Source organism: Luteolibacter sp. AS25, from assembly GCF_046736275.1.
GTDB lineage: Bacteria > Verrucomicrobiota > Verrucomicrobiia > Verrucomicrobiales > Akkermansiaceae > Luteolibacter.
Map to the genome: position 1 here is coordinate 2,122,843 of NZ_CP151837.1, position 18,454 is coordinate 2,141,296.

At 53.4% G+C, this 18,454-nt stretch carries 16 protein-coding genes; 7 read left to right on the plus strand and 9 right to left on the minus strand.

Going from position 1 to position 18,454, the window contains the following annotated elements; translation table 11 throughout:
• Window position 1: 1 nt before the first annotated feature.
• Window positions 2-1,075 (minus strand): Ldh family oxidoreductase, encoded by a 1,074-nt coding sequence (locus tag AAGA79_RS09910; RefSeq protein WP_411825638.1) that lies wholly within the window; start codon window positions 1,073-1,075, stop codon window positions 2-4.
• Window positions 1,076-1,214: 139 nt separating this feature from the next.
• Here AAGA79_RS09910 and AAGA79_RS09915 point away from each other — a divergent pair, with 139 nt between their 5' ends.
• Complete coding sequence (locus tag AAGA79_RS09915; RefSeq protein WP_411825639.1) at window positions 1,215-2,099, plus strand: hypothetical protein; 885 nt, start codon at window positions 1,215-1,217, stop codon at window positions 2,097-2,099.
• Between the two features lie 8 nt (window positions 2,100-2,107).
• Here AAGA79_RS09915 and AAGA79_RS09920 read toward each other — a convergent pair whose 3' ends face one another.
• From AAGA79_RS09920 to AAGA79_RS09950, 7 genes are all read right to left on the minus strand, one after another.
• Window positions 2,108-2,743, minus strand: coding sequence for a vancomycin high temperature exclusion protein (locus tag AAGA79_RS09920; RefSeq protein WP_411828229.1), 636 nt, complete (start codon window positions 2,741-2,743; stop codon window positions 2,108-2,110).
• A 41-nt stretch (window positions 2,744-2,784) separates the two neighbouring features.
• Complete coding sequence (locus AAGA79_RS09925; protein WP_411825640.1) at window positions 2,785-3,750, minus strand: diacylglycerol/lipid kinase family protein; 966 nt, start codon at window positions 3,748-3,750, stop codon at window positions 2,785-2,787.
• Between the two features lie 14 nt (window positions 3,751-3,764).
• Window positions 3,765-4,340, minus strand: coding sequence for a Maf family protein (locus tag AAGA79_RS09930; RefSeq protein WP_411825641.1), 576 nt, complete (start codon window positions 4,338-4,340; stop codon window positions 3,765-3,767).
• On the minus strand, window positions 4,337-5,188 hold the full coding sequence (locus AAGA79_RS09935; RefSeq protein ID WP_411825642.1) for an SMP-30/gluconolactonase/LRE family protein: 852 nt from the start codon (window positions 5,186-5,188) through the stop codon (window positions 4,337-4,339). Before AAGA79_RS09935 ends, AAGA79_RS09930 begins: the two co-directional genes overlap by 4 nt.
• 93 nt (window positions 5,189-5,281) lie before the next feature.
• A complete protein-coding gene (gene glgP / locus AAGA79_RS09940; RefSeq protein WP_411825643.1) occupies window positions 5,282-6,946 on the minus strand; it encodes an alpha-glucan family phosphorylase in 1,665 nt (554 codons plus the stop codon).
• Window positions 6,947-7,035: 89 nt separating this feature from the next.
• Entirely contained in the window at window positions 7,036-8,226 is a 1,191-nt protein-coding gene (gene fabV, locus AAGA79_RS09945) for an enoyl-ACP reductase FabV (RefSeq protein WP_411825644.1), read from the minus strand.
• Window positions 8,227-8,299: 73 nt separating this feature from the next.
• Entirely contained in the window at window positions 8,300-9,019 is a 720-nt protein-coding gene (locus AAGA79_RS09950; protein WP_411825645.1) for a spermidine synthase, read from the minus strand.
• Between the two features lie 263 nt (window positions 9,020-9,282).
• Between AAGA79_RS09950 and AAGA79_RS09955 the strand changes: the two genes are divergently transcribed.
• The 6 genes from AAGA79_RS09955 (at window position 9,283) to AAGA79_RS09980 (ending at window position 16,562) form a co-directional block, all read left to right on the plus strand.
• Window positions 9,283-11,268, plus strand: coding sequence for a sensor histidine kinase (locus tag AAGA79_RS09955; RefSeq protein ID WP_411825646.1), 1,986 nt, complete (start codon window positions 9,283-9,285; stop codon window positions 11,266-11,268).
• Window positions 11,265-11,933 (plus strand): response regulator, encoded by a 669-nt coding sequence (locus tag AAGA79_RS09960; protein ID WP_411825647.1) that lies wholly within the window; start codon window positions 11,265-11,267, stop codon window positions 11,931-11,933. Before AAGA79_RS09955 ends, AAGA79_RS09960 begins: the two co-directional genes overlap by 4 nt.
• A gap of 403 nt (window positions 11,934-12,336) precedes the next feature.
• Window positions 12,337-13,071: a PEP-CTERM sorting domain-containing protein gene (locus AAGA79_RS09965; protein WP_411825648.1), complete on the plus strand. Its 735-nt coding sequence runs from the start codon at window positions 12,337-12,339 to the stop codon at window positions 13,069-13,071.
• A gap of 252 nt (window positions 13,072-13,323) precedes the next feature.
• Window positions 13,324-14,028: a PEP-CTERM sorting domain-containing protein gene (locus AAGA79_RS09970; RefSeq protein WP_411825649.1), complete on the plus strand. Its 705-nt coding sequence runs from the start codon at window positions 13,324-13,326 to the stop codon at window positions 14,026-14,028.
• A 151-nt stretch (window positions 14,029-14,179) separates the two neighbouring features.
• Window positions 14,180-15,664, plus strand: coding sequence for an alpha-L-fucosidase (locus AAGA79_RS09975; protein WP_411825650.1), 1,485 nt, complete (start codon window positions 14,180-14,182; stop codon window positions 15,662-15,664).
• A 373-nt stretch (window positions 15,665-16,037) separates the two neighbouring features.
• Complete coding sequence (locus tag AAGA79_RS09980) at window positions 16,038-16,562, plus strand: PH domain-containing protein (protein WP_411825651.1); 525 nt, start codon at window positions 16,038-16,040, stop codon at window positions 16,560-16,562.
• Between the two features lie 63 nt (window positions 16,563-16,625).
• Here the strand turns inward: AAGA79_RS09980 and AAGA79_RS09985 are convergent, their stop codons facing one another.
• Window positions 16,626-18,449, minus strand: coding sequence for a TonB-dependent receptor plug domain-containing protein (locus AAGA79_RS09985; protein ID WP_411825652.1), 1,824 nt, complete (start codon window positions 18,447-18,449; stop codon window positions 16,626-16,628).
• Window positions 18,450-18,454 lie beyond the last annotated feature (5 nt).

The following is an 18,454-nucleotide window of genomic DNA, read 5'->3' on the forward strand; positions in this document are numbered from 1 at the left end:
ATTATTTCGACTCCAGGGCTGGCAGGCCGAGTTCGCTTGCCAGCTCGTTGAACTCCGCGATTTCCGCAGGAGTGAACAACAGGCCACCGGCATCATCGGAGGCCTTGCGGGCCTTCGCCTCAATCTGGCCCGGCAGCATCGCGTTTTCATTGCCATGGCCGAGGATATCGTCCAGCACCGCCTTGAGGTTTTCGCTCTGGCTGCGGCCCTTCGCGAAATTGTTCCCGGAAAGCGCATCCGGGTGTATCACGTGGAAATAAAATGCAGTGGTGGTTTTTTCCTCCGCGTCCCCGCACCTTCTCCCTCGGATGGTCGGGAGTGATCCACCGATCAAACCGCCGAAGATTTCGTTCAGCAGCGACATACCGTAGCCCTTGTGCCCGCCGAAAGGCAAAAGAGCGGACACCTCGTTCGGATCAATGGTCGGCTGGCCGTTTTTGTCTACTGCAGCACCCGCAGGAAGTTGTTTCCCCTCCCTCTTCAACGCCTGCACGCGGCCCATCGCCACGGTGGAGGTCGCCCAGTCCATCACGATCGGGAAGCCGTTCGCTCCCTGTGACGGAATTCCCCAGGAATGCGGGTTTGTTCCAAGGGTCGGGAATTTTCCGCCGAATGGAACCACCTCGGCGAGCGTGGAAGTGCAGTTGGTGTAGGCGAAATAGCCGCGCTCGGCAGCATCCATCACGTAGCCACCGCCCCACAGGTAGTGGAAGGAATTGTCCACGGAGATCTGGGCGATCCCATACTGGTCCGCCAGCTCGATGGCGCGGTCGATGGCTTGGTAGGCAACCGCCTGTCCGAGCTTCTTATTCGCATTCCAGACCTCGGAGGCAGGGAAACGGGATGGTAGAACCTCAATCTCAGCACCGGGAACACAGCCGCCAACTTCTGAGCCGAAGAGGTGATCCAGATGGAGCGCCTTGAGAGCATGGTGGGTGCGTATGCCGTGGCGTGCGGCCTCCGCTGCGAGCTTTGTGCCCAGCATGGCTTCTTCCATGGAGTAGCCGCGTGACCGGTAGGCGGCGGTTACAAGCTCGTCGTGTGCTGTACGGGAAATAGTCTGAAATTCGGACATGGTGGGATTGTATTTTTACAGGCTGGACGGTGGGCATCTAAGCGTCCCGCGTGGCATCATCAAGAGAATCCACTCATCCTTTCTCCATTCAATCGATTCCCGGTTGCAGCATCCGGAAAAACAGGGCTGATTACCGCCCATGCGATGGCTCCTGCTCATTCCACTACTTTACGGAACCAACCTTTCCGCGGAGCCTGTTTACACGGCGGAGAAAGAAATACGCAGGAACCTCTCCCCGGATGTCACCGAAGCCAGCGGGCTGGCTGTTTCTCCAACGAATCCTAATTTCCTCTGGATCATCAATGACAGTGGAAATGGAAACACCGTGCACCTGACGGGGATCGAAGGCGAAGACCGTGGAGCCATAACAATCAAAGGCGTGAGAAACCGCGATTGGGAAGATTTGGCAGCATTCACTTTGAACGGACTTCCCTACCTATTGATCGCCGATACCGGAGACAATTCCTCCCGCCGGTCCAGCGTATTTCTCTACATCATCCGCGAGCCAAAGCTACCAGCAGCAGGAAAAGCGATACAGGGTGAATCACAGATCGCCTGGAGCATGGAATTTACTTTCGAAGGTGGCCCGCGTGATTGCGAAGCCGTGGCAGTGGATGTGAAAGCGGGGAAAATTCTACTTCTCACCAAGCGGACGACCCCACCCGAACTCCACGAGCTCCCCCTCCGACCCGCGGGAAAAGGATTACAGGTTACAAAAAAGATCGGCACCATGCGTACGATCGCTCCAGTATTCCGCCTTCTTCCATATGGAAATCAGCCGACAGGAATGGACATCTCCGCGGATGGTTTACTTATGGCGATCAATACCTACTCCGGTGTTTTCCTGCTCTCACGCGATAAGACAATCGACTGGCAGGAGGCCTCTATGCGCCAACCAAACTGGTTAGGTGTGCATCAGCTAGCTCAGGCGGAATCAATCGCCATCTCTCCTGATAAAAAAACTATCTTCCTCACCTCGGAGGGAAAAAAACAGCCGCTGGTCCGGTTCGTATCCGGCAAATAGCGAAAGACTCACTCTGGCATTTCGACCTTTTCCCCTAGATGACGGGGCTTCGTATCGAGGAAATTTACATCCAGCCACATTTTCACCCGCGCGCCGACTTCGCGAAGCTTCGTTTTGAAACCCGCACGGATTTCGACATCCTCGGCATTGTAGCCATATGCATCGATCCCCTTCGCCTGCGCCAAATAGATTGCACGCTCGTTCTGAAACCGCTGGCTGATGACCAGAACGCGGTCCACACCAAAGATTTTCTTAGCGCGGACAATTGAATCGAATGTTCTTAAACCGGCATAATCGCAGACGATCCTATCCCTGGGAACACCCTCCTCAATGAGCGCGGCCCTCATTTTCTCCGGCTCGTTATAGTATTTGCTACGGTTATCGCCGGAAACGAGAAGTGTCTCCACTTTCCCAGCATTCCAGAGCTCCACTGCAGCATCGATGCGGTAGCGGAAATACCGGTTTTCACGGCCCTTGTAGCGATCCGAGGTCCCGAACACCAGACCGACCTTTGCCTCCGGCACATCGGCTACTTCATCATAAAGCTTCCCGCGGGATGCCCAGATGGCCGTAACATTCGCGTATACGATCAGCGCGATCACCAGCCCAATACCGATCAGGCCAAGAAGGACCAGACGCTTAATCCATTTCCATATCACCGAACCCTTTTTCTCGCCTAACTCTGTCAAGTCGTCTTGCTGGTTTGGAGTTCATAGGACTTCGGCGGCCACTGCAGGAGCGTTTTCAAAGCATCCGTAAAGGGTGTGCCGCATGGCTGCTCCGGCGCGAGAACCCGCAATCTGCAGGACCTTTCGCGGAAGGAAACCTCGGTAAATCGTCCGAGAAGTTCACCATCGACCTGCACCGGCACCGGTTGCTCGCATTTCACCCGTATGCTCTCCGACTGGAAATAACTGGTGGACTTGGACATATCGATCCCACCCAGCGCCATGCCGTGCAGTGAATCGAAAACCAGCTTGTAGCCGGCTTCCTTGAAAATGATCACATCCAGTTTGGAGTCCACGTTGCACGCCTGGGGAAACAATTTGAACTGGCCGCCATAAAGTGAGCCATTTCCGCACAAGACCGCCACTCCGCTCTCCACCCTTCCCTCTGAAGTCGTCACCTCGATCAGTGGTGGTTTCTCACCAAGAACTTTCACCGCGGAAAGCAAATAGGCAAGAGGCCCCAGCACCTTCTTGGTTTCCCACTTCGTCTCCTCGATGACCATCGCATCGAAGCCCACACCGGCCATCTGGACGAAGGGCGCGTTATTCGCCGAAAACAGGTCGATTTCCCGGATGTGTCCCTTTTCAATCACCTCCAGAGCCTTTGGCAGACTCCCCGGAGTGATGCCTAGCTCACGGGCGAAAACGTTCATGGTTCCCGCCGGCATAATGCCCAATGCGGTATTGCTACCCGCCAGTCCCGAAACCACCGCGTTCAGCGTTCCGTCTCCGCCGGCGGCTATCACCACAGGTTCACCGTCCTCGGCAAAACGCTTGGCAAGCTCTACCGCTTCATCGCCCGTATTCGTGGCGTAAAGCGCGAACTTGTTCGCGTGCTCCATCAAAAATTGCCTCGTACGCCCACCTTTTTGGCTGCGGGCGCGTGGATTGAAGATCAGAGGATATCGACGGTGGCTCGCCATGCTCGATTGTTCGCTTATCTTTGGGCAATCGGCAACCCGATTTCCTTTAACTTCTGCAACACCATATTCACCGGGAGACCCATGACGTTGTCGAAGGCGCCGGAAATACACTTCACAATCATTTCCCCGTGATCCTGAATCCCATAGGATCCGGCTTTATCCAGGGGATTTGTCTTCTCCAGATATGCGGCGATATCCGCATACGAGAGATCCTTGAAGATCACATCGGTGAGTCCGTGGATCATTGTCTCCTCGCCATCGGGTCCCGAGAAACAAACCCCGGTGCATACCTGATGAGTTCTGCCGGAAAGTTTCCGCAACATTGCTGCCGCATCATCCAGATCCTTCGGTTTCCCCAGCGGAGTGTTATCGATAAACACCAGGGTATCCGCACCGATGACCAACGCTCCGGGATTGGATTTCGCTATAAGCGATGATTTCAAACGAGCGTTCTCTTCACACAATCCGGTCATACCTAGCGAGACATCGTAAATCTCCTCTGCTGGTGAGGGAATTATCTCAAACTCAAGACCTGCCTCTTCGAGCAGCTCCTTTCTCCGCGGTGAACCGGATGCAAGTATCAGTCTCATCCTGCGAAGGAATGGGCGGGAAGCCCGCTGACACCAAGACCACGGATCCGGAACAGGCGTCCGGCATTCTCCTCGACCTCGGATTTATGAATCCCTGTCGTCACAAATAGATCCGAATGGAAAGGTCCGCCGAATGTGCACGAAGTGGTCTCCATACACGGCAGATCAATTTTCCTGACTTCCTCACCCGTGCGCGGATCAAAGCACGCTACACAGGAACCATGGCAGAATGCGATCCAGAGATTTCCTTCCGAATCGATCGTCATACCATCTGGCGATGCATCGTGGTGCTTCGTGGAAACAACCACCCGCTCATTTCTCAGGAGTCCATCCTCGTAGTCGAAGGCGATCACTCCCTTCCGCGGAGTATCGATAAAGTATAATGTATTCCCATCCTCGGACCAGGCAAGTCCATTGGAATTTGTAGCATCTAGGAAGGCCTCACTTATTAGGAGCTCGGGGCATAGGCGATAGAGTTTCGCATCGCCGGTTTTCTTTACGAGACTGATAGTACCGGCGAAGAGGTTTCCATCCGGGGAGCATTTTCCGTCGTTGAAGCGGTTGTCCGCCTTGTCTGGTTCCGGATCGTTGATGGCTACTGTTTTACCTGTCTCCTCGTTGAAAAAGAACAAGCCATTGTCACCACCTATGATGAATCCTCCAGAGTTCCTCGGAACTACGAATCCCACGCGCTGGCCTACATTCCATGACTTTTCCTCCCCTGTCTCAGGAGAAAACATACATACCTCGTGCTTTTCGATATCCACATAATAGAGGGCGTCTTTCCACCATACAGGACCCTCGCCCCATTGTGATTTCCGGTTCCCTACGACTTCGATTTCGATCATGCGCGCAGTCTCCCCTTGAAACCAAAACTGACAACTGAAAACCGACAGGTTTTTTCAATCGTTACTCATCTGTAACAATGGGCACTATGAAATCTACGAATACATCTTCTCATAGTACTCCGCGGCCATCCGGTCGGACTCGAAATATGGCACGACGTCGTTCATCGATTGCATTACGATCTGATCCCATTTCTCTGGCTCATCGTAGTAGAGCGGAAGTATTTCCTCGTTCAGCTTTTTGTAAAAACCAAGCATGTCCTGCTTGTCCCGCTCCTCGGGGCTGAGGTTCGGATCGAGCTCCGGGAAAATGAATGAATTTTCCCCATCCTTTGCGAACTCACATATCCAGCCATCATACGTGGAAAGACTCACCGAGCCATTCATCGCCGCAGTCATCCCGGAAGTTCCGGATGCTTCACGTGTCACCACCGGATTATTCAGCCATACATCGGAGCCGAATTTCATATTCTTTGAAAGTTCCAGCTCGTAGCCGGTAAGCACCGCCGCGTTCGGGAACGGCATGGTCAGGCGGATCAAGTGATCAAAGGTCTCGATCGCGGAATAATCGAATGGATACGGCTTCCCTGCCCAGATGATCTGCACCGGACGCTCGTTGTTGCTCAGCATCTCGCGGAAAAGTCGTATTTCGCGGGTAACAAGGTCAGGCCTCTTGTATCCGGCAAAACGCCTCGCCCACACGATAGTCAGAACCTTCGGATCCAGAATCTTGCCTGTCTGATCAGCTACTATTCTAAAAAATTGCTCTTTCAGCTCACGTTTGCGATGCCTGAGAAGCTCGAAATCGTTCCCGAGACGCGCAGCCTCGATCCCGTGGTCCGCCCAGTATTTCTTATTCTGGGCATTCGTGATGTGGCCGATCTCACAGATATTCGGCGCGTCCTTCCACATCTGGCGGGCTACCTCACCGTGTAATTTTGAGACACCGTTTGCCTTCCGCGCCAAACGGAGAGCTGCAAGTGAGTGATTGAATTCACTGCCTTGGATCCCCGTGGCCTCACGCACCGTGTGCTCATCCAGCCCTGCGAAAAACGTAAAATTATAGAGAAGCTGGAAATCGTGTTTCTCATTTCCCGCCTCCTCCGGCGTGTGCGTGGTGAATACCAGACGCTTCCGGACCTCATTGACGTCACCGGTTTTTTTCAGCAGGTGGAATGCAGCGGAAAGGCCATGCGCCTCGTTCAAGTGCCACACTTCCGGGTCCACTCCCAGTTCGTCCAGCAGCTTCGCTCCGCCGGTTCCCAGAACGATATACTGGGCCACCCTGCGTAGCGGATCATTGTCATAGAGACGCTGGGTAATTGCTCTGGAAAGATCATCATTCTCATCCAGATCCGTGGTGAGGAAAAACATCGGCACTGTCCCGAAAATATCACCCGGCAGATACACCGCCTTAACCCACACCGGATGGCCGTGCACCTCTATGGTAAAGCGAATGCCTGTATCCTGCAGGAACGCGTAGGTTTTCTTCCTGAACTGCACCGCCAGCTCCTGGTCTTCGCCTCTTACCTGATTGTAATATCCATGGCTCCACAGGATACCGATTCCTACCATGTTCTGCCTCAAGTCAGCGGCAGAGCGCATGTGGGATCCGGCTAGAAAGCCTAGACCTCCTGAGTAGATTTTGAAGCTCTGATCAATCGCGAACTCACAGGAAAAGTATACAGCACTTTTCGAATACTTCGGATCGATCTCGTAATTGTGAGCAAATGGCTCGGGAAGAAATGAAGAAACAGACATCGCTTTGTTCGGTTTGGTTATGAATTCGTGAAAGTAAAAAAGGTGGCCGCGATTACGACCACCTTTAAAAAGTGAAACTTTTGGAAGAATTACGAAAGCGATGGAACACCGACGGCTGTGTCGGTCTCCGCCTCGTAATCCACACCATCAAGCCCGAAGCCGAAAAGGCGAAGGAAACCGTTCTGGTAGCCCTCGAAATCTGCGATATCGCGTAGATTATCTGAATCTACCTCGTCCCAGCGTTTTGCAACGATTTCCTGGATCTTATCGGACATTTCCCAGTCATCCACGCGGATACGTCCGGCTTCGTCGGGGTCAGGCTTGCCGTTGTAGAGGCGCTCGCGGAAAAGGCGGTCCATCTGCTCGATGGTGTCCTCGTGGTTTCCTTCATCCTTCATCGCCTTGTAAAGCAGGGAAATATAGAGCGGTACAACCGGGATAGCCGAGCTCGCCTGTGTGACCAGAGCCTTGTTCACGGAAACCCATGCCTTGCCGGAAATCGGTGCCAGTTTGCTATCCAGGGAACGTTGGACCTTTTCCACATCCTCCTTGGCAGCGCCGATAGTTCCGTTTTTGTAGATCGGCCAAGTCATCTCAGGCCCGATGTATGAATAAGCGACGGTTTGCACACCTTCTGCCAGCACGCCGGCTTTCATCAGGGCATCCATCCACATTTCCCAATCCTCACCGCCCATCACGGCCACGGTCTGGTCCACATCGTCCCCTTCCGCAGGCTCGATCGAAACCTCATCAACCGCACCAGTGGTGGTATTGAGAGTTTTGTTTGTGTAATTTTCACCGATCGGTTTCAGGACGGACTTCAGAACCTCACCGGTTTTCGGATGAGTACGGCGCGGGGACGCGAGGCTGTAGATCACCAGATCCACTTGGCCCAGATCTTCATGGATCGCCTGAATCACCTCATGCTTCACCTCATCGGAAAATGCATCACCATTGAAGGAACGCGCGTAGAGACCGGCTTCCTTCGCCTCCTTTTCAAAAGCTACCGTATTATACCAGCCAGCAGTCGCCGTCTTGCCTTCGCTTCCAGGTCTTTCGAAGAATACACCGACGGTAGCCGCATTACTGCCGAAGGCCGCTGCAATTCTCGATGAAAGCCCGTAGCCGGTGGAAGAGCCGATCACCAGCACCTTCTTGGGGCCACCCTCGATGGTGCCTTTTTCCTTAACTACTGCAATCTGCTCCTCAACGTGCTTCGCACATCCTTCCGGATGGGCAGTGGTACAAATAAATCCGCGAATCTTCGGTGAAACGATCATAGGCCAGTGAAACTATCTTCCTTCCATCAACGCGCAACTGAAAATCTCCGCCGTGTCATCGGCTATCTCCACCTCACAGCACCGCCACATACACCGTGCTTTCGGAAATGGTATCCAGCAGCGGATTGGGAAATTTCACCACCTCCGTCATCACCTTGCCGAACACATTTTCCAAGTCTGCGATAAACTGCTCATCCGGCGCATCATCCGACCACAGTGCAAACACCCCGCCTGGGTGCAACTGCTCCGCCAGATTCGCCAGTCCCCCCACCGTATAGAACTCCGCATTCTGGGCGGCCAAAAGATTCCGTGGAGAGTGATCTATATCCAGCAACACCGCATGGAATTTCCGTCCCGCCTCCTGTGGGTCAAAGCCCTTCGCAGGCTCCTTCGCCAGCGCGAAGAAATCACCCAGCACATACCTGCAGCGCTCATCCTCATTCATCACCTTCCCCAGCGGCACCAGCTCCCGCTCATGCCAGTCGATCACCCCCTCCATCGTATCCACCACCAGCAGTTCCTTCACCTGCGGGAAATCCAAAGCCGCCACCGCCGTATAGCCAAGGCCCAGGCCACCTACCACCACATCCCAGCCATCGCCCTCCAGCGCACCCAGACCCAGCCGGGAAAGCGCCTCCTCCACCTCATGGAACAAGCTCGACATCAGGAAAGCATCTCCAAGCTTCACCTCATACACCACCTCCCCACCCAGCTGCAGATACTTCCGCCGCTGCAAAATCAAATCCCCGATATCCGTCTTCCTGAAATCAATCTCCTCGAAAAGCCTCTCCATAGTCCCCAAACTCTCTCCCGATCCATCATCAAGCAATGCAAATCCGGAGCTACTCCCTCCCAAGCACGAGACTCCCCCAATATTCCCCCCAATCCCTTTCCCAAACTTTCTCTAACCATGCGTAAATTGAGATCCCGAAGTACCCGGAACGGACCCCAATCACATTTTTCTATTTTGCGGACCTCCTTGATCTATCATTCTCCTGAACAGCTGTTGCGATTTTCTTCTGGAGCTTTGGCAATTCTATTTAAAGATCGAAATCCATGGTAAACTTTTTTGACGGTGCCTTCCGGAAGCTTCTAAAAGTTTTGTTGTTTCTGCGGATTGTCTCCGGTGTCGCTTGCGCCGGGGATCTGGGTGATCTTTCCGGGTATTCACTCTCGGAACTGGAAAGTCGCAGGGAAATGATCCATGAGGAACTCGATACACTGGCTAAGCTGAGCCTGCGTGGTGGGATGGGCTCGGTAGGTTTCCGCTCGAGCTTCGTTAAGAATGCCAATAATCCGGTTCGCGTGCAGATCGATTTGGAAAAAAAAGAGCTGATTGATCAAATCGTTCTGGTGCCGACGTTGTGGCGAGACCTGACAGGCGATGAGGTAGTTCCGGATGCGTTCCCGGCGGGCTTCCGGGTGCTCGTGGGGGATGCGAGCAATAAAGCTGGAAAACTGATCGGAGAGTTTTCCCGCGAGAGTGGTTTTAAGCCAGGAATCTATCCATTGGTGATAGATTTTCCTGAAATTTCCGCCTCGTGGGTGCGGATTGAGACCACGGAATTAAACCAACTCACCGAGATAAGAAAATACATGCTCCAGTTGGCGGAGGTTCTCGTGTTTAGCGGAGAAACAAACGTGGCGCTTCACAAACCGGTGAGCTGTTTCCCGGGATTTCCTGATTATGTAACGAGTCCGTTCGATCCTCGTTTTCTAGTCGATGAGTCCGTTCCATTTTCCATGGATGCTGCTGGCGACGAGGGCAGACATGCCTATTTGAGCATCATCGGCGATCACCCGGACCTGAACATTGACCTGGGGGCACCCCTTACATTTTCCAGAATTCGGCTTCACGCGGTGGAACAGCAGAACACAGTGCCGCAAGCTTACGCCGGGGACCTGGGGATCCCCCGTCGCTTTCGGGTGTTGGGCGCGGATTCACGCGATTTTTCGGATGCCCGGGTGCTGCTGGATTATGCATGGGAAACGATCTACGACATAGGGCCGATCATGGAATGGGAAATTCCAGAGACCACATGCCGCTACGTGAAAATCAAAGATGTGGAACCAAACCCATCAATCGGCGTAACCATGGATATTTCGAGAATAGGGTTTTCCGAAGTTGAACTATTGGATCAGGGGAAAAACATCGCGGTCGGGAAGGCCGCGTGGAGAGGTAGAAAAGGAAGGCCCAGTCGTCCTCCAAAACTCTTGACCGATGGATACAATGCGTTTGGAAAAATCCTCAATCTGCGCATCTGGATGAACCAACTTGCCCGGCGGCACGATCTGGAAGTGGAACTCGGTGCTCTGGAGGTGGCGCTGACTGCACAACACATGAGGCAGGCACAGATTCTCACTTGGAGCAGACGTGTTATCCTCACCCTTCTGGTCTCGATTGCGGCCTTGTTTCTGGTGAGTAGAATTTTACAGAGAAAAAACGAAACAAAGATTCGCCATCGTATCGCGGCGAACCTTCATGACGAGCTCGGCGCCAATCTCCACGCGATCGGGATGCTCGGCGATCTGGCAAAGGATTCATTCGATCATCGCGAGCAACTTGAGGATACGATGGATCGGATCCGTTCGCTCACGGAGAGGACCGGCAAAGCGGTACGGAATTGCGCGCATATGATTCAGACGGAAGGTGTTTGTGATGATCTGGTCGCTGAAATGCGGCGCGACGTTGACCGGTTGCTCTGCGATCTGAATCATGAAATGAGCATCGAGGGTGAGGAAATTCTTAGCCGGTTGAAACGGAGAACAAAGATCGATCTCTATCTGTTCTACAAGGAATGTTTGGTAAATATCATCCGTCATTCGGGCGCTACACACGTGATCACGAAGCTTGTGGCTACTCCAGGACTGATCGCGCTCGAAGTTCATGATGACGGTGATGGCGGCGTTGAGGAAATCCCCTTGTCCTTGGCCAGAAGGACGCGCCTGCTTGGAGCAAAAGCCCGGATTTCCATGCCGGAAAATGGCGGAACCACCGTTTTGTTGACACTGAGATTGAGAAGGTTCGGACTACTACTATGAAAAGCCCGACGAGAGTCATGTTGGTGGAAGATAGTCGAAATTACCGCGAGGTTATCGAACTTGCGTTAACTCGTGCCTCGGGCATGGAGCTGATCAGTCAGTTCGGCACTGCCGAGATTGCGCTAAGAAAAATCCAAAATGCTGAACAACTCGATCTTCCCGACCTATTGCTGCTCGATCTGCAGCTTCCGGGCATGAGTGGCTTGGACTCCCTGCCGTGGTTTAGAGAATATATGCCGAAAGTTCCGGTGATGGTTCTCACCCAGTCCGACGCGGAGGCAGATGTGGTGGCGGCTATTGAAAGAGGCGCGGCAGGGTATCTGTTGAAATCTTCCACCGTGGAGCAGCTTAAGGATGCGATCCGGATGGTTGCCAAAGGCGGTGCCTCACTGGATCCCGGAGTTGCGAAATACGTTCTTGCTGCTTTCAATTCCAAGCCAAAGGTCACGAAGGAAACCACCCCGGAGCTAACCGCCCGGGAAATGGAAGTGCTGGCCCTCATCTCGGAAGGCTATGCGAAAAAGGAAATCTGCGAAAAGCTAGGCATCCGCTACAACACGGTGGATATCCATGTGCGGCATATTTACGAGAAGCTCGGAGTCCAGAGTGCCCCGGCGGCGGTGGGCAAAGCCTACCGGACGGGTTTGTTTCCGGTAGAGGAGTAGGCAAATGTTTGGTTGAAACACGGGCGGTCGAGCGGATCATACCCGACCACGCTTCGAAAAACTCTCCCGGTGGGGAGGGATCGACCGCGCTCGCACACTCATCGTGGAACCATAGTCCGGACACACGGCAGATCATTTTCATCGTCCCCTCCTAGCAGGGATAGCTCCCACGCCTTTGGAGTCACAACGACAAACCGCAAGCGTCTTTGTCCAAGGCCGAACCTTGGTATTGCGTGGGAATGCCCGGAAACGCTTATGGATCATCTTCGAAAAATTCCCCGCTGTCATCTGGTCGGAATCGCATCACGTATTTACGTGATGGAGGTTCTGCCTAGATTTTTGAAGGATTTTCCGTCTATGCGACTGTCATAGGTCAATCCTTCGAAACAATAGATCAGAAAGCATGACCTCCCTATCTAGAAACTCACTTATTGCGTTTGCCTGCTTTACAGCGCTCCCATCACTCTCAAGCGCAGCAATCGTAGTTACGGGCTATAAAGCGGAAACGGGCAATGCGGCGGCTTTCCCATCGGGAACAACGGGCTTTATCAATTCCAGCTCAACAGATCTTGCGAATAACAACCAGGCCACTGTCGCAAGTTTTACCTACAACGGACTTACTGCTGGTGAAGCTGCCATCCTCACCGACGGTGCGGTCGGTAGTGGTAACAGTGGTCTAACTGCTAGAGTTCCGTTTGGAGGGGAATCAGCCGACTCGTTCACGGTCAACTTTGATGTCACCACCACGAATACCTTGGGATACGATATCACGAGTATTAATACCTATGCTGCTTGGAGTGTTGCACAAGGCGGTCGAGCGAACCAGGGTTATACGGCGACAGTCACCTTCATGAATGATACCACGTTTGTCATCGCTAGCGGCACACACGTCGATAATCTCTCACCGACCAACACCTGGACGCAAGTGAGTATAACCGAAGATGACACTGGAATTATTGCGAGCGGGGTGAAGTCGATTACATTCAACAACTTCGACGCGGCGAATGCTACCGGAGACGTGCAGTATCGCGAATTCGATGTTCTCGGTGTGGCAACCGTCGTCCCAGAGCCTAGCTCTTTTGCTCTGCTCGGACTCGGTGGGCTAGGACTCATTCTCCGCCGTCGTCGGAATGGCTGATTTGACGATCTGAGATTTCTTTCGAAGGGCAGTGCGGGATATCCGCGCTACCCTTTTACTTATAATCTTGGGCGGCTTTCTACATTGATGCCTATTTTTGGCAGTGAGTCTCGTGGGCTAACTTACCAATTGGAAGATACTCAGACAGCGGCTAAAAAGATTTACCCATAGTATCGATCCCCCTCGGAGGAAGGGTCTTCCGGATATTTTTTCAAAATTATCAAGTGTTTTTCAGAGTAACGTAAACACGTGATGGCAGACTTTATTAAAATCAAGAAGATTTGCTTGGTTTCGAGCAATCGCGCTTCGTCTATCTATACAACAACTACAAAAATGAAAAAGCTCTATACAACATTATCATTCGGCCTACTGCTCACGGGTATTTCGCATGCTGCAACCCTCGTCCTTTTCGATTTCGAAGAGATCACCGCTAACGGCGCCGCCACCGCTACTGCAAGTGGACAACTTGCGGCGACCACCTCTGGTTTCGTAACCAGTGCGCAAAACAGCACCAACTTGCGCAACGGCACTCGTGGTGGATCCACTAACCCGTTAGCTGGCACTGCTTCCGAATCACGCTCGTTCACTACCAGCGGTGGTGGAAGCGTGGTGAACTACGATTCGTTCTCTTTCTTTATCGGCTCCAACGCCAAGGCTTATAATTACTCGTTTACCTACAATTATGCGGGTCTCGCTTCACCGGTGACTTTCGGCGATGGCACAACTGGCAGCACGACAAATTTTGCCGCTGCCGATACGACCGATTTCGTCACGTTCAGCACTAGCGAAATTGTCACGTTCACGCTCACCTCAACTGGCGTTGCTGCCGGCGGTAATGACAGAACTCGCTTCGACGACTTCAACATCCAAGGATCCGTCGTCCCTGAGCCTTCCTCCTTCGCCCTTTTCGGTCTAGGTTTGGGAGTTCTTGCATTCCGTCGTCGTCGCAATGGCTAAGTTAGTGATTTGATTCCTCTTTTTCAGGGCATCGCGGGCAAAATCTGCGCTGTCCTTTTTTTTATTTAAGAAATGACGATTGGAGATGCGTGTTTGTGAAAGCTCAATGGCGACCTTGAGGTAAACTCGAAGATAGAAATTGATGTATAAAATGAACTTACTTAAGACTTGCTGCCTGTCGCTCATATTCGCGGCATCGGCTTCAGCGAAACCGGATGAGAGCAACGAGGACTACGCCCCCACGGTGATCCCAAAATCTGCGGAGGCTACTGCACCTCTGACCATTGATCCCAAGGAAATCAATGTCGTGGCAGGAAACCTCGGGAGGTATGGCTCGGATTTTACGAACAATTTCGCAAATTACATGAACCTGTGGATGGCGGCAAAGGGTGCGGGGCCGCGACAGATTGAATGGACGTTGAAGGTGCCGGAAGACGGCAAATATGAGATCGATGCTCTAGTGAAAGGTAGAGGTTCCCGGCTAGTGGTGAGCTGCAACGGCAAGCGACAGAACGCTGAAGTCGAGGGCGACTCCTGGGAGCGCTTGTCACTGGGGGCGCTTGAACTAAAAGCTGGAGAAAACACTTTGAAGCTGGAGATCATGGCAACCGAGAGGTTTTTCTTTGATGCGCTCGAACTCACACAGCCGGAAGTGAAAGCGGCTCTGCTCAAAGACGCGCAGGCGATGCGTGTGCAGCCGGATTGGTTCAAAGACGCTGGCTATGGCCTGATGTTCCAGTGGACGAATCGTGCGACTCCTCCGGAAGGGCCGATTAAGCCGTGGGAAGAGAAGGTAAACGATTTCAAGCTCGATGATTTCGTCGATATGGTGGAGTCCACCGGCGCGGCCTATGTGCTGTGGTCAGTTACCTGGGGAGAGCAGTATATTTCAGCGCCGCTCAAGTCGCTGGACGCGATCATCGCCGGGCGCACCACCAAGCGGGATCTGCTGGGAGAAATGGCGGATGCATTGGAAAAGCGCGGCATCAAACTCATTTTCTACTACCACTACGGTTATGACTGCAATCACTCCATCGATAAGGATTGGATGGAGGCCAGCGGCGGATACAAGGCTGACAAAACCGAGCTGTATAAAAACTGGATGGCAATCATTTCAGAAATCGGCGAGCGCTACGGCGACAAGCTGCATGGCTGGTGGTTCGATGGCGGGCAGCGCTACTACAATTGCCATTTCGACAACACCCCGGCTGATCAGGGGCCTTTATCCGTGCCGTTCAAAGAGCTAACTCTGGCGGCCAAGAGCGGCAACCCGGATCGCGTCGTCGCCTACAACTCATGGGTTAAACCACGCCTTACCGAGTATCAGGACTATTTTGGTGGCGAAGGTGTGCATGCGGCTTCCGGGCTGGAAGACGGAACGTTTCAAAACGGTCCGCAGGAAGGTTTATTGGCGCACGGATGCTTCACTTTCGAAAGAAAATGGGGGCACATCGAGCCAAACTCCATCATCGCCAAACCAAAGTTCAATCTGAAGAAACCGACAGCAATGATCCAGAAAGCCCAGAAGCAGAAGTTCCCATTGTCGATCAATCTGGAGATGTATGAGGATGGCTCTGTCTCGCCGGATTCGGTGACGTTGTTGGAGCAACTCCGGGAAGATATTCGAGGAAAATAGGGCGGAGAAAACCGTATGATCTAGTCAAATATCTTGCTCACAGGTATGCTCGCCTGCCTTCAGCTTTCAGCACCCTGTGTGCAAGATTTGTAGATGGAGCCGTGACTACAAAACACCTCCCACACCAGATCTCAGTCGAAAATCCGAGCAAGACCGAAGTAAAAGCAGACCCTCCGAATTTTCTTAATCCTCCACCTTGCTTAGGCGCCTAACTCCGCAGAGCCTTTGGTAAATCAATAAGCTTTCTTTTCAGAATTGCGGACGCTTCGGCCAAAGCGTATCACGAACAATTGAACCCTGCGCTTCACAAAACCGAAGCAATTCGTGCAAACCCGCAATTTCCGTGGTTATTATTCCTCCAACTACTCACCCAATGAACGAAGAAACAACTTTCTGGAAAGGCAGTCCATCCCAGTGGCTGAACATCGGCCCATTCACCACCGCCATCATCTTCTCCGCGGCCATCATCACTGCCGCGGTTTTTTCCGGACCGATTTTTCCCTTCGTCCTCTGCCTGCTTATCATTCCGTTCCTCTACGCCTTCTGGTGCTACCTGAGGGTGCGCTGCCAGACTTTCGAGCTCACCACGGAGCGCCTCCGCGTCACCAAGGGTGTGATCAACCAGAACATTGACGAGGTAGAACTTTACCGGGTGAAGGACATGGTCGTGGAGCGCAAGTGGTGGATGCGGCTCACCGGTTTGGGCAATGTGCACCTGGAAACATCCGATCGCTCCATGCCCCATGTAGATATACCCGCCATCCGGGATTGCATCGGGCTGCGTGAGGAGCTCCGCAAAAAAGTGGAAGCCATGCGCGATAAGAAACGCGTACGGGAAATGGATTTCGATGAGACCGGTGATTCTGAGGGCTTCGATGACCTCGGTGAAATCGGCTGAGAAGCGATCACAAAAAAAGGCACCGCCGGAATTCCGACAGTGCCTTTCTATTAAATCGGTGGACTAGAAAGTAGCAGTCACGCCGGTGAAGACACCAAGGCCGGCACCAGGGACAGTCGTCCCGAAGTTGGCCAGCTCATATTCCTCATCCGCAAGGTTCTCCACACGTGCGTGCAGGGAGATAGCCTCGGTGATCTGATAGCTGCCGTAGACACGCAACAGCAGATAATCATCCAAAGGACCGCCACCGTATGAGCGCTCATCGGTGAAGGTAGCGCCGATGCCCAGACGGAGCTTCTCGGTGGCTTTCCAATCGAGCGATGCGGTGGCCACGTTTTCCGGGAAATCCGAAAGTGCCGCGCCAAGGTAGGTGTAGGCGACCTGATAGCTCAGCTGCCCATCCGCCCAGGATCCACGCAGGGCGGTCTCTATCCCGTAGGTTTCCGAATCACCGGATTGATTGAACGGTGCCACTGCCGGGAAGGCGAACGGTCGCGCGATCTGATCGTCGATGGTATTCTGGAAATAGGTTACGGACACCAGGTGGCTTTCCGCATATTTCTGTTCGATGCCGATGTCCCAACCGATGCTAGTCTCGGCATCCAGATTGGCATTGCCAGGGCCAAAGGCTGTCCCGAATAGATCCAGATAGGTAGGAGTCTGGAAGGCACGGCCTACGCCACCGGAGAAGCGTGTATTCTCCAGCGCCTGCCAGGAGGCACCCACGCGCCAGGTAATTTCATCACCATAGTCCGCATAGTCTTCCCAGCGGACAACTGCGTCCGTCGTGAAGTTCGAGGCAGGAGTCCACTGCCAGCCGAGGTGTGTGCCGTAGCGGATTTCACTTTGGTCCACCCCGATGCTGTTCTCGAAGTCGTTGTTTTCCAGGAAACCACCTGCCAGGAGCTTGTGCTGGTCATTGATCTCATAGCTCTGGTCCGTGGAGAAAACCGTGCGCTCCACATCCGTCCCGAAATCGAACGAGCCAAAGGTAGAGGTATTCGTGTTGTCGTAGTTTTCACGATAATGACCGAGTGTGAAATTCGCCATCCAGCCGGGTGCCAGCTCTGCATTTGCGTAGATGGTAGCCAGAAGAGTATCCAGATGATCCACGTTTTCCCCGAAGGACTGATACTCGTAACGCGAATCAGTGGCGCGGAAAGTCATCCCGAGCGTCAGTTTATCGTTTTGTGCCCAATCCAGACGCAGCGCACCGCGGGATTGATCGTAATCCTGGCCGATATCATCGTTGTGAGTGCCATCGTAGCCAAAACCGGCAAACCATGAGAGCTGCCCCTCCTGCCCGGAAGTGGAAACGGAGCCATTCAAGGTATCGAACGAGCCACCCTCAAGGCTGAGTTTTGTCTCAGGTTCGCCCTCGCCCTGCGCTGTTTCCAGCCAAAGCACGCCACCCACTGCTTCGCCACCGAATATGGCAGCCTGCGGGCCACGAAGAAGCTCGATCCGGCCCAGATCATCCAGCTGCGCACCGGAAAGGAAATTTCCAGCGGGAGAAGTGGAGTTACTGACGCGGATACCATCCACCACCACCTGTGAATAGGAAGTGGTAGTGCCGCGGATGAAGAGTGAACCAATCGCGCCGCTCTGGCCGGCAGTGGAGGTGGAAATCACCCCCGGCACCTCATTGAGCGCAGTGCGGAGGTCAAAGATCCCCCGCTCTTCCAGATCCAGAGGGTCAAGAACCGTCACCGATGAAGTAGCCTGCGAGGCAGCTTCCGGCAAACGTGTGGCCGAGACCACCAATGGCTCCAGCTCTGTCTCGATCTCTGCGGTAGCGTTTACCACAAGTGTGAATCCCGCGGCCAGTATCAGGCCACGACGTATCTTCTGCGTCCTGCACGGAGCGGACGTATTGTATTTTTGCATGTATT

Excerpts from the sequence above, each read along its gene's own strand:
- AAGA79_RS09910 (WP_411825638.1), bottom strand. The coding sequence starts at position 1,075 with ATGTCCGAATTTCAGACTATTTCCCGTACAGCACACGACGAGCTTGTA.
- AAGA79_RS09915 (WP_411825639.1), top strand. The coding sequence starts at position 1,215 with ATGCGATGGCTCCTGCTCATTCCACTACTTTACGGAACCAACCTTTCC.
- AAGA79_RS09925 (WP_411825640.1), bottom strand. The coding sequence starts at position 3,750 with ATGGCGAGCCACCGTCGATATCCTCTGATCTTCAATCCACGCGCCCGC.
- AAGA79_RS09930 (WP_411825641.1), bottom strand. The coding sequence starts at position 4,340 with ATGAGACTGATACTTGCATCCGGTTCACCGCGGAGAAAGGAGCTGCTC.
- AAGA79_RS09935 (WP_411825642.1), bottom strand. The coding sequence starts at position 5,188 with ATGATCGAAATCGAAGTCGTAGGGAACCGGAAATCACAATGGGGCGAG.
- glgP (WP_411825643.1), bottom strand. The coding sequence starts at position 6,946 with ATGTCTGTTTCTTCATTTCTTCCCGAGCCATTTGCTCACAATTACGAG.
- fabV (WP_411825644.1), bottom strand. The coding sequence starts at position 8,226 with ATGATCGTTTCACCGAAGATTCGCGGATTTATTTGTACCACTGCCCAT.
- AAGA79_RS09950 (WP_411825645.1), bottom strand. The coding sequence starts at position 9,019 with ATGGAGAGGCTTTTCGAGGAGATTGATTTCAGGAAGACGGATATCGGG.
- AAGA79_RS09955 (WP_411825646.1), top strand. The coding sequence starts at position 9,283 with ATGGTAAACTTTTTTGACGGTGCCTTCCGGAAGCTTCTAAAAGTTTTG.
- AAGA79_RS09960 (WP_411825647.1), top strand. The coding sequence starts at position 11,265 with ATGAAAAGCCCGACGAGAGTCATGTTGGTGGAAGATAGTCGAAATTAC.
- AAGA79_RS09965 (WP_411825648.1), top strand. The coding sequence starts at position 12,337 with ATGACCTCCCTATCTAGAAACTCACTTATTGCGTTTGCCTGCTTTACA.
- AAGA79_RS09970 (WP_411825649.1), top strand. The coding sequence starts at position 13,324 with ATGGCAGACTTTATTAAAATCAAGAAGATTTGCTTGGTTTCGAGCAAT.
- AAGA79_RS09975 (WP_411825650.1), top strand. The coding sequence starts at position 14,180 with ATGAACTTACTTAAGACTTGCTGCCTGTCGCTCATATTCGCGGCATCG.
- AAGA79_RS09980 (WP_411825651.1), top strand. The coding sequence starts at position 16,038 with ATGAACGAAGAAACAACTTTCTGGAAAGGCAGTCCATCCCAGTGGCTG.
- AAGA79_RS09985 (WP_411825652.1), bottom strand. The coding sequence starts at position 18,449 with ATGCAAAAATACAATACGTCCGCTCCGTGCAGGACGCAGAAGATACGT.